Genomic DNA, 14,078 nt, shown 5'->3' with positions numbered 1-14,078 from the left:
CCGGTGGCGCGTCGTGACCCTCCCATGACTCAGAGTATGACTCCGCCTGCGGCGCCAGAGCCGCACCGGCATTCGCCAGCGCATGATCAGGTCAATTTGCAGGACGAACTGCTTCAGGATCTCGATGGTTACGTCGATGCGCCTGCCTATGTAGGCGTGTCCCAGCCGTCAGCCGGTTATTCCCATGAAGCGGTATCGGCGCGAGAGCCAGTGTCCTTTGGTGGCAACGAGGCTCCTGCTTCGGACATATCCCTTGCCGATGAAATTGAGTGGTCAGTGGGCGATGTGGCCGTAGAACCGCCTTCGGCGCGTTCCGGTGGAGCCGATCCAACCGAAGGCTATGGGCGTCATCGTTTGCCGCTTGCCAATTTCAATCCGGTCAGTGCTGGCGCCTCGCGTTCCAGTGCGGCTCGCCATGAAGAGCAGACCCGCCAGCGGCAAGAGCCGGTGATGGAGCCTGCTCCGGTTGAGGCAGCCGCCCCTGTAGTCCACCCGGAGCCTGATGCGCGAGAAATGGAGCAGGATTTCGATTTTGGGTTCAGTCCTGAAGAACAGCGAGCACCAGCATCGGCAACTGCTACGCAGGATGCTGTCGCCCAGCGCCGCGAACCGCCGCTTTTCCAGCCTGTTGCCCAATCGGTTTTCGCAGGTGCGCCGCTTGCCCCGCCCTCGCGGGAGGTTCCTAGCTTTTTCGAGGCTCTGGCGCGCAATGAAGAGGTGGAGGCTCGGCCCGTCGCAGCTTCTGCCTATTCGGTGCAAGAGCCTCGATTCGAACCTCAGGCGGCGTCCCCAAGCCTTGACCATCAGCGCCCTGATCATCAGCGCGATGAACATCAGCCCGAGTTCCAGGACGAAACATCTCTCGCCCAGCAGGAGGCCGATCCTTTCGGTGGCGATTTTGATTTCGATCTCGAAGATATCGAACTCGACCTTTCCGAGCTGGAGGCTGAGTCCGCGCCATCGGTGACAGAGCATCGGCCGCCGCAGCCCGTGGCAGCCGCTGTTGCTGGTCCTGCCGCATATCAGCCTTCCCGTCCGGCAGAGGCCGCACCTGTTCAGGCGGCAGCGCCCATTGCTGAACCGGCGCCGCAGCATATGAGTGAACCCGTTCCGCTGCCGTTTGATGCCGCAGAAATTTCGGATCAAGACGAACATCTGGAAGCGGTCGCGCATCTGGACGTTCCCGATTTGCCACCGGTGGAAGACGCCGCTCCTGCCACCTATCGGCAGGATTACGATTTCGATATCGATTCCGAACTGGCAACATTGCTGGATCAGACGGTGGAGCCACGTTCAGCATCTGCGCCATCAAAGCCGGCGCAGGCTGTGGCCGCAGCGGCTGTTGCTGCTCCGGTAGCGCCTATGCCGCCCTTGGCCGAGCAGGTCAAAAATATGCCCAGCGATGATTTCGACGTGTTCGAAAAGGCGCTGGAGGAAGATTTTCGCAAGAGCCTCGATGGTCCCCATAGTTTCGGTGCCAAGCCCGGCGGGCCTGTGCCGATGCCGCTGGAAGCCGAGGATTATGACGATTACGAAGAACCGCGCGGTTCGCGTCGCTGGGTGGCGATGGCTGCCGCAGCGGTGGTCGTGCTGGTTGGCGGCGGCGGCGTGTATGCCTGGATGAAGACCAGTGGGGGCGAAACGTTCAGCTCCAACGAACCGAAAGTGGTGATGGCTGACAAGGGGCCGGTCAAGGTCGTGCCCGCCGATCCCGGGGGCAAATCCGTTCCGAACCAGAACAAGGCGGTCTATGACCGCGTGTCTGGTTCTGCTCCTGACCAGCCTCAGCAAAAGAGCCTGATCTCTTCGCAGGAAGAGCCTGTTGATGTTGCGCAGCGCACGCTGGAGCCTGACAATCTGCCCCTGGAACAGGAATCGGAAGCTGATAATGCTGGTATGAACGGGGCTGGGATGAGCGGCGATGCGCCACAGGCGGGCCAGAATGGCCAGCCGGGCGATCCCGCCAAGCAAGGCGACCAGCAGAGCCTTTCGCCGCGCAAAGTGAAAACCATGATTGTGCGGCCGGACGGCTCGCTGGTGGCGCAGGAAGCCCCGGCCCAGCAGCCTGCGACTTCCCAGCCATCCACCGCCCAAGGTGGCGCTTCTCAGCCGGCGGCCCAGCCAGGATCCGCTGCTCCGCAGAGCGTGGAACAGGCCATGGCCTCTGCGGATACGGCAACGGCGGCGCAGGATAGTGCAGGCGTTCCGGCTCCCAATATGCCAGTTCCGCGCAACAGACCGGCGTCTGCCCCAGTGCAGACGGCTGCGGCGGCTGCCAAGAGCCCAACGCCTCCTGCTGCTATGCCTGTTTCAGCCTCTCCTGCCTCCGTGAGCGCGTCCTCTGGCTCCGGTGGTTATCTGGTGCAGATTTCATCGCTGCCAAGCGAAGCCGATGCTCAGAAAAGCTACAAGAACCTGTCGGCCAAATTCGGCAGCGTGATCGGTGGCCGGGGCGTCGACATCAAGGCCGCCGATATTCCGGGCAAGGGCACCTACTACCGTGTCCGTATCCCTGCTGGCAGCAAGGATGAAGCCGTGTCGCTCTGCGAACGTTATCGCGGCGCTGGCGGAAATTGCATGGTGGTGCGCTAAAGGCATAGGGGAGCCTTTTTACGGTTCCCTTTGATTGAATGTGACTTCGTTTCAGGGCGCTTTTCTCTAAGAATAGCGCCCTTTCTGCTGCTTTTTGCGTGGATTCCTGTGCATGATCGGCGGTTTGCCCTCGGCTTTTCGCAAAGCTGGACTATTGTCAGACCATGACCCACGCAAAAGCAATGATTTTGGGCTGTTCCGGCCCGGTTCTAACCCCCGATGAGCAGGCTTTCTTTAGAGAGCATCAGCCCTGGGGCTTCATTCTGTTCGGGCGCAACTGCCTTGATGGTGCGCAGATCAGTAATCTGGTTGCGCAGATGCGCGATACGGTTGGCGGGCGCAACGCGCCAGTGCTGATCGATCAGGAGGGTGGGCGCGTTCAGCGTATCCGCGAGCCGATGTGTCCGCGCTATCCATCGGGTGCCGAGATCGGCGCGCTTTACCGTCAGGACAAGGAGAAAGGGCTTCGCGCCGCCTGGCTGATGTCGCGGCTGCATGCCTTTGACCTTTTACGCTACGGCATCAATGTTGATTGTCTGCCAGTGGTGGACGTGCCAGTAGAAGGGGCCAGCAATGTGATTGGCAACCGCGCCTATGGTTTCGATCCTGACACGGTTGGAGCGCTGGGCGAGGCGGCGGCGGCTGGATTGAAGGCGGGCGGTGTACTGCCGACCGTCAAGCATATTCCCGGCCATGGCCGGGGCATGGCTGATTCCCATCACGAATTGCCAGTGGTGACGGCATCGCGGGCCGAGTTGGAGGCGCATGATTTCCCGCCCTTCCGGCGTCTCAACGGTGAATTGATGGCTATGACCGCGCATGTGGTCTATTCTGCCTATGACCCAGATTATACGGCCTCGACCTCATCCATTGTCGTGGATGAGGTGATCCGCGGACTGATCGGGTTCCAGGGGCTGCTGATGAATGACGATCTCTCCATGAATGCTCTGAAGGGGACGATTTCCGAGCGGGCAGCGGCGGTGGTTGCTGCTGGCAACGACGTTCTGCTGCATTGCCACGGCATTATGGAGGAAATGGTGCAGGTTGCGGCGCGCGCTCCGGTATTGGCCGGAGCGGCGCTTGCGCGGGCAAAGGCTGTCGAGGCGGCCTTCGGCGGTAACGACGGCGCCGATGAACAAGCGATCCGTGAGGAGTTTGCCTCTCTGATGGCGGTGGCGTGATGGCAGAGCCTGTCGCACCCGCTCCGGCTTCTAATGTGAAGGGGGGCGCCGCCACACCGATGGAGAAGCTGTGGCAGGGCGATGTGGCGGGCGAGCGGGCCAGCGATGATCCGTCTTTGGTTATCGATGTTGCTGGCTTCGAAGGCCCTCTGGATCTGCTGCTGTTTCTGGCCCGCAATCAGAAGGTCGATCTGTCGCGGATTTCGGTTCTGGCGCTGGCCGAACAATATCTGCTGTTCGTCGAACAGGCCCGCAGTATCCGCATCGAGCTTGCCGCTGATTACCTTGTCATGGCGGCATGGCTCGCCTATCTGAAGTCCCGGCTGCTGATTCCCCAACAGGCCAAGGACGACGAGCCGTCCGGTGAGGAAATGGCCGCAGCACTGGCCTTCCGGCTGAAGCGGCTGGAGGCCATGCGCGATGCGGCTGGAAAGCTGGTCAACCGCAACCGTCTGGGCCGCGACATCTTTCAGCGCGGCGCGCCAGAACATGTACCGGATCGGGTGAATTCGGCCTTCGAGGCCAGTCTCTACGATCTGCTGTCGGCTTATGCCAATCTGCGCCAGCGTCAGGCCTATACGCAGGTGACAATTGAGCGGCGCACGGTCTGGTCGCTCGTTGACGCCCGCACGCTGCTCAACCGGATGATTGGCGAGATCAGCGACTGGACGGCGCTGGACGCCTATCTGCTGCAATATCTGGCCGATCCCGCTGAGCGGGTCACGGCGATTGCCAGCGCCTTTGCCGCTTCGCTGGAACTGGTGCGGGAAGGCAAACTGGAAATTCGCCAGGCTGGCGCTTTCGAGCCGATCTATATGCGGGGCGGCAAGGGCCGGGATGCAGCAGGCATGTTGGTGCCTCATGCTGATGGTGGCGTGTGATGGCAATGACGGGCGACAATCAACCAGATGAAGCCGATGCAAAGGATGGGGCAGGCGGGCTTGCCGCTATTCGTGAGCGCGAGGCCTTGCGGATCGTCGAGGCGCTGGTCTTTGCCTCGGCAGAGCCAGTCTCGGAAAGTTTTCTGGCTGAACGTCTGGCGCGCGGCACCGATATTGGCGGGCTGATGAAGGCGCTCCAGGCCGATTATGCGCCACGCGGTGTCAATCTGGTGCGGGTTGATGGACATTGGGCATTTCGCACCGCCGCTGACCTGGCCTTTGCCATTCGCCGTGAAGACAACGAGGTGCGCAAACTGTCGCGGGCGGCGCTGGAAGTGCTGGCGATCATTGCCTATCACCAGCCGGTCACGCGGGCCGAAATCGAAGATATCAGAGGCGTGCAGACCTCCAAAGGCACGATTGACGTGTTGCTGGAGGCTGGATGGGTGCGGTTTCGCGGCCGTCGTCGCACGCCGGGCCGGCCCGTGACTTTCGGCACGACTCGCGATTTTCTCGATCATTTCGGGCTGGAGGAATTGCGCGATCTACCGGGCATGGAGGAATTGAAAGGGGCGGGACTGCTGACAGGGCGTATCCCGGCGAATTTCCATGTGCCGATGCCCATGGATGGCGATGCGCTTGGTGAGGATGAGGACCCGATCACCCAGCTTGATCTGGAGGAACTGGGCTTGCTGGCGCCTGCCGATGCCCGTGGGACCTGATCTGTTGGCGAGCATGAAGCCGTGGAGCTTGGATAGTAGAAATCCTCATGAAAATCCGCGGGACTGTTGATGGGGCGGCGGCGGTGTCTTGCCTCCAGTCATTTCCCATGCCAAGCAGGTAAAAGATTTTGTAATTTGAAAAAGATGCACAAACATCTTACATCGGTATGACCGATCAATAAGGAGTGGGGACCATGGGTTCTTTCAGTATGTGGCATTGGCTGATCGTTCTGGCGATTGTGCTGTTGTTGTTTGGCCGCGGCAAGATCCCGGAACTGATGGGCGACGTTGCCAAGGGCATCAAGAGCTTCAAGAAGGGCATGTCTGATGACGATACGGCCCCGGATGGAACGCCCAAGCCTGCCGATCAGTCGAAAACTGTGGACCACCGGGCTGACGATCACAAGTAAAGACGCTTGGAATTGAGTGAGATCGGTGCCCGACGGCGCCGGTCTGTTTCTGGAATGGGTCGCCGCTTGGCCGACGGCTTCAGGAGACTGAAGAATGCTTGACATTGGCTGGAGCGAATTGCTGGTCATCGCGGTCGTGTTGATCGTTGTGGTCGGTCCGAAAGACTTGCCGCCCATGCTGCGGGCCTTTGGCAAGATGACGACGCGGTTGCGCAAGACGGCGGGCGAGTTTCGCGCCCAGTTCGACGAAGCCCTGCGCGAAGCCGACATGGACGATGTGCGCCGCACGATCGATGATGCCCAACGGCTGAACCCCGCCAATGCGCTGCGCGAGGCAATCAACCCGCTGCGGCAGATGGGTGCCGATATAAGGTCCGATCTCCAGCGCTCGACGCAGGTGGATCATTTCCCTGAAGATGACAGCAGCCGCCTGCCACTGGCGGATGAACCGGCCAGGCCGATGACGGCGGAAGATCTTCCACCACTGGCACCGCTGGGCGACACCCTGGCAAAGCCGCAATTGCCGGGTTCGGCTGCCGCCGCACCTGTGACAGCGCCGGTCGTCAAAGCTGCCGAAGCTGTCACCCCAGTGGAAAAAGCACCGGTGAAACGGGTGCGAAAGCCAAAGTCGGACGCTACGGCGACTGAAGTTCTGACGTCTGAAGTGTCGGCGCCTAAGGTAGCAAAGACGGCAAAAGCCACGAAAGCCAAGGCTGTTTCCAAGCCAGTCAAAAATCTAAAACCAGCGGCCGTCACCGCGCCGATCACGCAGGCGTCTGTTGATGCGGATATTGCTGTTTCGGATTCGTCGCCGAAGACGACGACGCGCACCAAACGGCCAGCACCGACAAAGGGTCTGCCGGAGACGGTTGCTGTGCCAGCATTGAAAAAGAAAACCGTGTCCAGGAAGAAGACTGTCGCTGGTGAGGCTACGGCCAGCCAGCCTGAGTCGCGTGCGCCAGACACTGAAAAACAAGACACCAGCAAACAAGACACTGGCAATCAAGACACTGGCAAGCAAGACACCAGTAAGGGTGAAGCATGAGCGACGACATTGAGGACAAGCCGCAGCCGCTGATCGAGCATCTGATAGAGCTGAGGACGCGGCTGATCTGGTCTTTGGGTGCGTTTTTCCTGGCCTTCATCGTCTGCTTTTTCTTCGCCAAGCATTTGTTCAATCTTCTGGTCATCCCCTATAAATGGGCGGTGATCTGGGCGCATCTGGATGTCAGCAAGGCGGAGCTGATTTATACGGCACCGCAGGAGTTTTTCTTCACTCAGGTCAAGGTGGCGATGTTTTCTGCCATGGTCATCGCTTTTCCGGTGATTGCTGCGCAGATCTACAAGTTCGTGGCACCGGGCCTTTATAAAAACGAGCGCCAGGCCTTCCTGCCGTTCCTGGTCGCCTCTCCGGTCCTGTTCCTGATGGGGGCGGCGCTGGTCTATTTCTTCTTTACCCCGATGGTGATGTGGTTCTTCCTGGCCATGCAACAGGCACCGGGGGAGGGAGATGTGGCGATTTCGCTGATGCCGAAAGTTTCGGAATATCTCAGCCTGATCATGTCGCTGGTCTTTGCCTTCGGACTTGTGTTCCAATTGCCCGTGGTGACCACGCTTCTGGCCCGGGTTGGAATCATCGATAGCAAGTGGCTGGCCGAAAAGCGTAAATATTTCATCGTCATCGCCTTCATCGTCGCGGCTGTCCTGACGCCGCCTGATCCGATGTCCCAGATCGGTCTTGCGCTGCCCACCATCCTTCTCTACGAAGTCTCGATCTATGCGGCAAAGCTGGTGGAACGGGAACGGTCGAAGAAAGCTGCGGCAGAGGCCAGCACCTCGACCGAGGTGAAATAGCCTGCGTCAGAATTTGGCCCGCTTACATATTTGGAACGACGATGCTTGATATAAAATGGATTCGTGAAAACCCTGAGCTTCTCGATCAGGCGCTGGCAAAGCGCGGGGCAGAGCCGCTGTCGCAGAGCCTGATTGCACTTGATGAACAGCGCCGGGCCGTCGTCCAGGACATGCAGGACATGCAGTCGCGTCGTAATTCCGCCTCCAAGGAAATCGGCGCGGCCATGGCGCAGAAAGATATGGCGCTGGCCGAAAAGCTGAAGGCCGAAGTTGCCTCGCTGAAGGACACCCTGCCTGCTGCCGAAGAAGATGAGCGCCGCCTGAGCGCAGAACTGACCGATGCCCTGTCGCGCATCCCCAATATTCCGCTTGATGATGTGCCTGTTGGTGCGGATGAACACGACAATGTCGTGGCGCGTGTTGTGGGCCAGAAGCCAGGCTGGAACCATACGGCCATCGAGCATCCGGAAATCGGCGAAGCGCTGGGCTATATGGATTTCGACCGCGCTGCCAAGCTTTCCGGCGCGCGGTTTACCGTCCTGACCGGACCTTTGGCGCGGCTGGAGCGGGCGCTCGGTCAGTTCATGATCGATCTTCACACCAGCGAGCATGGCTATACGGAAGTCTCCTCGCCGCTGATGGTGCGCGATGAAGCGATGTATGGCACTGGCCAATTGCCGAAATTTTCCGAGGAACTGTTCAAGACCACCGATGGCCGCTGGCTGATCCCGACGGCGGAGGTGACGTTGACCAATCTGGTCTCCGGCGAAATTCTCGATCAGGAAAAACTGCCGTTGCGCTTTACCGCCTTGACGCCGTCCTTCCGCTCGGAAGCAGGGTCCGCTGGCCGTGACACGCGCGGCATGCTGCGCCAGCATCAATTCTGGAAATGCGAACTGGTGTCGATCACCGATGCGCAGAGCGCCTTGGCGGAACATGAGCGGATGACGGCCTGCGCTGAAGAAGTGCTGAAGCGCCTTGGCCTGCATTTCCGCACCATGACGCTTTGCACCGGCGACATGGGCTTTGGTGCTGCTAAGACCTACGATCTGGAAGTCTGGCTGCCGGGACAGAACACGTTCCGTGAAATCTCCTCCTGCTCGGTTTGCGGCGATTTCCAGGGACGGCGGATGAATGCCCGCTACCGCAACAAGGATGGCAAGGGCACGACCTTCGTCCACACGCTGAATGGTTCAGGTACGGCGGTTGGCCGGTGCCTGATTGCAGTGATGGAGAACTATCTTAACGAAGATGGCTCGATCACTGTGCCAGACGTATTGTTGCCCTATATGGGCGGTCTGACGAGAATCGAAAAAGCCAGCTAGAGCATCGGACCGAAAAGTGGGAACCGGTTTTCGGATAAATCCGATGCGCAAACAAAAACTTAGAGCATCGTGCTGGTTCCGATTTTCTGTGCGATGCTCTAAAACCGGCTTCGGAAACGTCTTGACGAGGACCAATGCGGATTCTGCTGACCAATGACGATGGCATTCATGCAGACGGTCTGGCCGTTCTGGAACGAATCGCCCGGACGCTGTCCGACGATGTGTGGATTGTTGCGCCGGAAACCGACCAGAGTGGGCTTGCCCATTCGCTGACCCTGTCGGAGCCGTTGCGACTGCGGCAGCTTGGTGAGAATCGCTATGCGCTGCGGGGAACGCCGACCGATTGCGTCATCATGGCCATCCGCAAACTGCTGCCCGGCAAACCGGATCTGGTGCTATCGGGCGTCAATGCCGGGGCAAACCTTGCTGACGATGTCACCTATTCCGGCACGGTCGCCGGGGCCATTGAAGGTACGGTGCATGGGGTGCGCTCGTTTGCGCTTAGCCAGGCCTATAGCTACGTGGCGGGCCATTCCATTCCCTGGGATGTGGTTGAAACGCATGCACCAGCGCTGATTGCCAAGCTGATGCGCATCGACCTGCCGCCCGGCACATTCCTCAACCTGAATTTCCCCAATTGCGAGCCGGGCGAGGTTGCGGGCGTCGATGTGACCTCACAGGGCAAACTCGACTTTGGGCTCAGCGTCGAAGAGCGGACGGATGGACGTGGGTTGCCCTATTTCTGGCTGCGATTCGGCGACCGCAAGGGCAATTTCCGCCCCGGAACCGATATTGGCACATTGCGTGACAACCGTATTTCGGTCACGCCGCTCAAGCTGGACCTGACCGACTACGCGGTTCAGGATATCATCGCCGCCGCGTTGAACTCGGAGGTGGGGTCTTGAAATCCGCAATGCTTGAAAAAGAAGGCTTTGCAGCCCTGGTATTGCGGCTGCGCTCCGAGGGGATTTCCGACATCAACCTGCTGACCGCGGTGGAACAGACGCCACGCTCGCGCTTCGTCGCCCATCATCTGGCCGAACATGCCTATTCCCGCCAGACGATCCCGCTTGAATGCGGTGCTTTCATGGAAGGGGCCGATCTTGCCGTCCGGCTGATCGAGAGGCTGCGGGTCAAGCCCGGCCAGCGGGTGATGGAGGTCGGCACCGGCAGCGGGTTCATGACCGCTGTTCTGGCGCGGCTTTGCGAACGTGTCGTCTCGGTGGAACGCTACAAGACGCTGGTCAACGATGCGCAGTCGCGTCTCGAGCAATTGTCAGTCCGCAATGCGATTATTCGTCATGGCGATGGCAGCCTGGGCTTGCCGGGCGAGGGGACATTCGACCGAATCATCGCGACCGCCGCGTTTCCGTCGATGCCAAAAGTCTTTACCGAGCAACTCGTTCATAACGGGGTGCTGCTGGCTCCGTTGATTTTGGACGAAAATCGATGCGTCATGGTGCGGCTCACCCGGACGGGCAGCCGGTTTGAGCGGGAAGACCTGTTCGAGGTTCCCTATCTTCCCCTGACCCCGAATGTTGCTGCCTTCCTCTGATTGGAAGCTTTGACCTCTCTAAATTTACCAAAATGGGAGGGTTTGCGGGTGCTTGGCTCAGTCCCATTAATTTTTATGGTTAATGGCTTTTTTGTAAAACCCCGGCACAGCAGGGTTTCCAGAGACGTAGCCCCCGGTTTTCCTGCGATTTTTTGCGGAATGTTCATAAGGATTCCACGCGGTTAACCGCCCGGTAACACTAACGCGCTTTAATAAACTCACAAATGGTTGCGTCGTCAGTGGGTTGTATCATGCGTCAGAGTCAGTCTTATAAATCCGGCATGCCTGTTGCCCAGATTCTCTGGGTTGGCCTGATGGCAAGCGTCGCAACTGGTTGCAGTTCCGATTCGAGCCGCTTTTCCGGCCTGTTTTCCAAAACCGATTCGATGACGACCGCCTCGACGGGCGGCCAGATCACTGGAATGGCTAATGCACCGGTGCCCCAGACGGATGTCGATGGCGGCGGCTCTTATGCTCCAGCGGCCTCCGGCGGATCGATGGGTGGCGGTGGTTATGGCAATCGTCAGCAGGCGATGACGCAGCCCTATCCGGCCCAGCAGACCTATTCGCCAGCACGGCGTGCCTCCTCGGCTGTGTCTGTTCAGAAGGCCGAGCTTGCACCGCCGTCCGGTTCCACCGCGTCGACAGGCCCGATCTCTTCGCGCCGCCAGACGGCCTCGGCCCAGCCATTCCCGGCGGCTACTCACCAGTCGGCTGCACTGGAAGACGGCGACGGCTTGTCCACCAACACCCTTCCGCAGCCGGCAAAGCCCGGCCTGCCATCTGGCCAAGGCGCTGGTGCCAATGGCCAAGGTGCCAATGGTTGGAGCACGGTCAATGCACCCCGCGTTGTGCTGAAGCCGGGCGAAAGCCTGGCCACCTTGTCACAGCGTTACGGCGTGCCGGAAAAGGAAATCGTCAAGGCCAATGGTCTTTCGACGGCAGGGGCTGCGCGTCCCGGTCAGTCCATCCTCATTCCGACCTTCGGTTCGCGCAATACGCCGACCAGGGCTGCGGCTGCCGAAGGCACGCTGTTGCCTCCAGGTCAGTCTCCCGGACCGACGCCGCGCCAGGAAGAAAAGGTCGCTGTATTGCCGACCAATCCGAAGCTGCGCGATAAGGTCAAGACCGATATTGCCGCAAACAACACCACCAATGCCGCGGGCACCGGCAAGACGCCGCCTGCCGCTGGCACCTATGTGGTCAAGTCAGGCGACTCGATTGCCAAGATTGCCCGCGAAAACGGTGTTTCCGTTGCGGCCCTCAAGCAGGCGAACCATCTCGGCACCCAGGGTGTCCGCGTTGGCCAGACGCTGGAACTGCCGCAGGCCGATCAAAAGCTGGCCGCGACACCTGTCAGCACGGCGCCTGCCAATACCAAGCCTGAAGCGCCGAAGGTGACTGCTGCGGCTCCGGCGCCTGCCGCGCCGACCAAGTCGGTCACCGATGTTGCCTCCGCCGATCCAGGCGACAAGGCCCCGGATGCAACTGGCATCGGCAAATACCGCTGGCCGGTGCGTGGCGCGGTGGTGGCTCCGTTTGGTGCCAATGTCGCTGGCAAGCGCAATGACGGTATCGATATTTCCGTGCCGACGGGTACGCCGATCAAGGCTGCTGAAAACGGCGTGGTCATCTATGCCGGCAATGGTCTGAAAGAACTCGGCAACACCGTGCTTGTGCGCCATGACGACGGCACTGTGACTGTTTACGGCCATGCCGATGCCATTTCCGTTCAGCGCGGCCAGAAGGTGCAGCGTGGCCAGCAAGTGGCAACCTCGGGTATGAGCGGCAATGCCAGCCAGCCGACCCTGCATTTCGAAGTGCGCAAGGATGCGACGCCGGTCAACCCGATGGGCTTCCTGGAATAGGCTTTGGTTCGCAAGAGTTTTTCTTGAATAAGGTAGTGCGTTTCAGGAAAGTTGAGAAAGGCTCGGAGCAATCCGGGCCTTTCTTCATAAGGGGCTTTCGATTGGGCTGGAAAACCTAGCGTCCAAGATCGACACGCAACCGCCCGGCCAGATCCTGGATATATTGCCAGGCGACACGGCCGGAGCGCGCACCTCGCGTGGTGGCCCATTCCAGTGCCTCGGCGTGCAATTGCTCAGGCAGTAGCGGCAGCTTGAAATGTGCGGCATAGCCGTCAATCATCGCCAGGTAGTCGTCCTGGCTGCATTTATGAAAGCCGAGCCAAAGGCCGAATCGGTCGGAGAGTGAGACCTTTTCTTCGACGGCTTCCGACGGGTTGATGGCGGTCGATTGCTCATTTTCCATCATATGCCGGGGCAGGAGGTGGCGGCGGTTGGAGGTGGCGTAGAACAGCACATTGTCCGGACGGCCCTCGATACCGCCATCCAGTGCCGCCTTCAGCGATTTATAGGCGGTATCGTCATGATCGAAGGAAAGATCGTCGCAAAACAGCAGCACCCGCTCTTGGCTGTTTTTCAGCAGGTCCATCAGCGCAGGCAGGGAGGCGATGTCTTCGCGGTGTACTTCCACCAGTTTCAGCCGCACGCCTGTGGCCTTTACAATATCGGCATGCACCGCCTTGACCAGCGAGGATTTGCCCATGCCGCGCGCGCCCCAGAGCAGGACATTGTTGGCGGCAAAGCCAAGCGCGAACCGTTCGGTGTTTTCATGCAGGATGTCGCGCACCCGATCGACACCCCTGATCAGGCCAAGTGCGACGCGGTTGGGCCTTGGCACCGGTTGCAGATGCTGATTGGTCGGATGCCAGACGAAGCAGTCCGCTCCGCTCCAATCGTTGAGCGCAGGGGCTGGACCGGCCAGCCGCTCCATGGCATCGGCGAGCCGCGTCACTTCGCGCAGCAGATCAGCCAGCGTATCGGACATGTTTTGCCTCCGTTCATGCATGAAAAGTGGTTCAAGACCGCCTGTGATCGTTGCGCTACCATGGTCATACAGGGTTCGAAAGTGTATTGACCGGGGATTCGGTACGCAAAGCCGCTGTTTCTGTTGCATTCCCTTGGGGTATTCCTATATTCCGGCGGCAAAACAGGGGGGACAGGATCTTTGCTGCCCCGGTTCCGAAGGAGTTTCTCATGTTCATAACACAGGCATTCGCTCAGGATGCAGCACCTGCCGCTGGCGGGATGGGGTCCGGGTTTGAAATGCTTCTGCTTTTCGCACCCTTGATGGTGATCTGGTATTTCCTGCTGATCCGCCCGCAGCGCAACCAGCTCAAAAAGCGGGAAGCAACGCTGTCGGCCATTCGCCGTGGCGACCAGGTGGTGCTGGGTGGCGGCTTGATCGGTAAGGTGACCAAGGTCACTGACGACAAGGAACTGGAAGTCGAAATTGCAGATGGCGTCAAGGTCAAGGCACTTCGCAGCCTGATCGCCGAAGTGCGCGTCAAGGGCGAACCGGTCAAGGCCGAGATTGCCAAAGCCGACGGTTCCAAGACCGACGCTTGACCCAAGTTTGAACACCGGGCCGCCCAACAGGGCGGCCTGACTTTTTTCTGCTGTCTGCTGGAGAAAAGCCGCTTCCGTCCTCTGAAATGGCCGCTTTGTATGTTGAGCGCTGGTTTGCCCTGCGGTA

The 14,078-nt window shown here is 59.8% G+C and carries 13 protein-coding genes; 12 read left to right on the top strand and 1 reads right to left on the bottom strand.

What is annotated here, in order from left to right; genetic code table 11:
* The first annotated feature begins 24 nt into the window (after nt 1-24).
* The 11 genes from AVI_RS10515 (at nt 25) to AVI_RS10465 (ending at nt 12,388) form a co-directional block, all read left to right on the top strand.
* Nucleotides 25-2,592, top strand: coding sequence for an SPOR domain-containing protein (locus tag AVI_RS10515; protein ID WP_187152351.1), 2,568 nt, complete (start codon nt 25-27; stop codon nt 2,590-2,592).
* Nucleotides 2,593-2,756: 164 nt separating this feature from the next.
* The gene (gene nagZ, locus AVI_RS10510; protein ID WP_015916343.1) at nt 2,757-3,773 is read left to right on the top strand and encodes a beta-N-acetylhexosaminidase; all 1,017 of its coding nucleotides are present in this window, start codon (nt 2,757-2,759) and stop codon (nt 3,771-3,773) included.
* On the top strand, nt 3,773-4,654 hold the full coding sequence (locus AVI_RS10505; RefSeq protein WP_041696712.1) for a segregation and condensation protein A: 882 nt from the start codon (nt 3,773-3,775) through the stop codon (nt 4,652-4,654). The genes nagZ and AVI_RS10505 overlap by 1 nt, the downstream gene beginning before the upstream one ends.
* Before the next feature lie 5 nt (nt 4,655-4,659).
* Nucleotides 4,660-5,376 carry an SMC-Scp complex subunit ScpB gene (gene scpB, locus AVI_RS10500; RefSeq protein WP_015916341.1) on the top strand — a complete coding sequence of 239 codons (717 nt, stop codon included), beginning with the start codon at nt 4,660-4,662 and terminating at the stop codon, nt 5,374-5,376.
* A gap of 194 nt (nt 5,377-5,570) precedes the next feature.
* Nucleotides 5,571-5,786, top strand: a complete 216-nt coding sequence (locus AVI_RS10495; RefSeq protein WP_015916340.1) for a twin-arginine translocase TatA/TatE family subunit — start codon at nt 5,571-5,573, stop codon at nt 5,784-5,786.
* Between the two features lie 94 nt (nt 5,787-5,880).
* The gene (gene tatB / locus AVI_RS31805) at nt 5,881-6,831 is read left to right on the top strand and encodes a Sec-independent protein translocase protein TatB (RefSeq protein ID WP_015916339.1); all 951 of its coding nucleotides are present in this window, start codon (nt 5,881-5,883) and stop codon (nt 6,829-6,831) included.
* Nucleotides 6,828-7,640, top strand: a complete 813-nt coding sequence (gene tatC / locus AVI_RS10485) for a twin-arginine translocase subunit TatC (RefSeq protein ID WP_015916338.1) — start codon at nt 6,828-6,830, stop codon at nt 7,638-7,640. The genes tatB and tatC overlap by 4 nt, the downstream gene beginning before the upstream one ends.
* A 41-nt stretch (nt 7,641-7,681) precedes the next feature.
* Nucleotides 7,682-8,965, top strand: a complete 1,284-nt coding sequence (serS, locus tag AVI_RS10480) for a serine--tRNA ligase (protein ID WP_015916337.1) — start codon at nt 7,682-7,684, stop codon at nt 8,963-8,965.
* Between the two features lie 134 nt (nt 8,966-9,099).
* Nucleotides 9,100-9,870, top strand: a complete 771-nt coding sequence (gene surE, locus AVI_RS10475; protein ID WP_015916336.1) for a 5'/3'-nucleotidase SurE — start codon at nt 9,100-9,102, stop codon at nt 9,868-9,870.
* Nucleotides 9,867-10,520 (top strand): protein-L-isoaspartate(D-aspartate) O-methyltransferase, encoded by a 654-nt coding sequence (locus tag AVI_RS10470; protein WP_015916335.1) that lies wholly within the window; start codon nt 9,867-9,869, stop codon nt 10,518-10,520. The genes surE and AVI_RS10470 overlap by 4 nt, the downstream gene beginning before the upstream one ends.
* A 224-nt stretch (nt 10,521-10,744) precedes the next feature.
* Nucleotides 10,745-12,388 carry a LysM peptidoglycan-binding domain-containing M23 family metallopeptidase gene (locus AVI_RS10465; protein WP_041696707.1) on the top strand — a complete coding sequence of 548 codons (1,644 nt, stop codon included), beginning with the start codon at nt 10,745-10,747 and terminating at the stop codon, nt 12,386-12,388.
* Nucleotides 12,389-12,503: 115 nt separating this feature from the next.
* Here AVI_RS10465 and AVI_RS10460 read toward each other — a convergent pair whose 3' ends face one another.
* Nucleotides 12,504-13,370, bottom strand: coding sequence for an ATP-binding protein (locus tag AVI_RS10460; RefSeq protein ID WP_015916333.1), 867 nt, complete (start codon nt 13,368-13,370; stop codon nt 12,504-12,506).
* A gap of 209 nt (nt 13,371-13,579) precedes the next feature.
* On the opposite strand from AVI_RS10460, the gene yajC reads away from it, so the two are divergent.
* The gene (gene yajC / locus AVI_RS10455) at nt 13,580-13,951 is read left to right on the top strand and encodes a preprotein translocase subunit YajC (RefSeq protein ID WP_015916332.1); all 372 of its coding nucleotides are present in this window, start codon (nt 13,580-13,582) and stop codon (nt 13,949-13,951) included.
* Nucleotides 13,952-14,078 lie beyond the last annotated feature (127 nt).

The organism is Allorhizobium ampelinum S4 (assembly GCF_000016285.1).
Lineage (GTDB): Bacteria > Pseudomonadota > Alphaproteobacteria > Rhizobiales > Rhizobiaceae > Allorhizobium > Allorhizobium ampelinum.
The sequence above is the reverse complement of the archived record's forward strand: the minus strand, read 5'-3'. Positions and strand labels throughout refer to the sequence as shown.

Bases quoted from the DNA above. Each gene is read 5' to 3' on its own strand.
- tatC (WP_015916338.1), top strand. From the start codon at position 6,828: ATGAGCGACGACATTGAGGACAAGCCGCAGCCGCTGATCGAGCATCTG.
- AVI_RS10505 (WP_041696712.1), top strand. From the start codon at position 3,773: ATGGCAGAGCCTGTCGCACCCGCTCCGGCTTCTAATGTGAAGGGGGGC.
- serS (WP_015916337.1), top strand. From the start codon at position 7,682: ATGCTTGATATAAAATGGATTCGTGAAAACCCTGAGCTTCTCGATCAG.
- tatB (WP_015916339.1), top strand. From the start codon at position 5,881: ATGCTTGACATTGGCTGGAGCGAATTGCTGGTCATCGCGGTCGTGTTG.
- AVI_RS10465 (WP_041696707.1), top strand. From the start codon at position 10,745: ATGGTTGCGTCGTCAGTGGGTTGTATCATGCGTCAGAGTCAGTCTTAT.
- nagZ (WP_015916343.1), top strand. From the start codon at position 2,757: ATGACCCACGCAAAAGCAATGATTTTGGGCTGTTCCGGCCCGGTTCTA.
- scpB (WP_015916341.1), top strand. From the start codon at position 4,660: ATGACGGGCGACAATCAACCAGATGAAGCCGATGCAAAGGATGGGGCA.
- surE (WP_015916336.1), top strand. From the start codon at position 9,100: ATGCGGATTCTGCTGACCAATGACGATGGCATTCATGCAGACGGTCTG.
- AVI_RS10460 (WP_015916333.1), bottom strand. From the start codon at position 13,370: ATGTCCGATACGCTGGCTGATCTGCTGCGCGAAGTGACGCGGCTCGCC.
- yajC (WP_015916332.1), top strand. From the start codon at position 13,580: ATGTTCATAACACAGGCATTCGCTCAGGATGCAGCACCTGCCGCTGGC.
- AVI_RS10495 (WP_015916340.1), top strand. From the start codon at position 5,571: ATGGGTTCTTTCAGTATGTGGCATTGGCTGATCGTTCTGGCGATTGTG.
- AVI_RS10515 (WP_187152351.1), top strand. From the start codon at position 25: ATGACTCAGAGTATGACTCCGCCTGCGGCGCCAGAGCCGCACCGGCAT.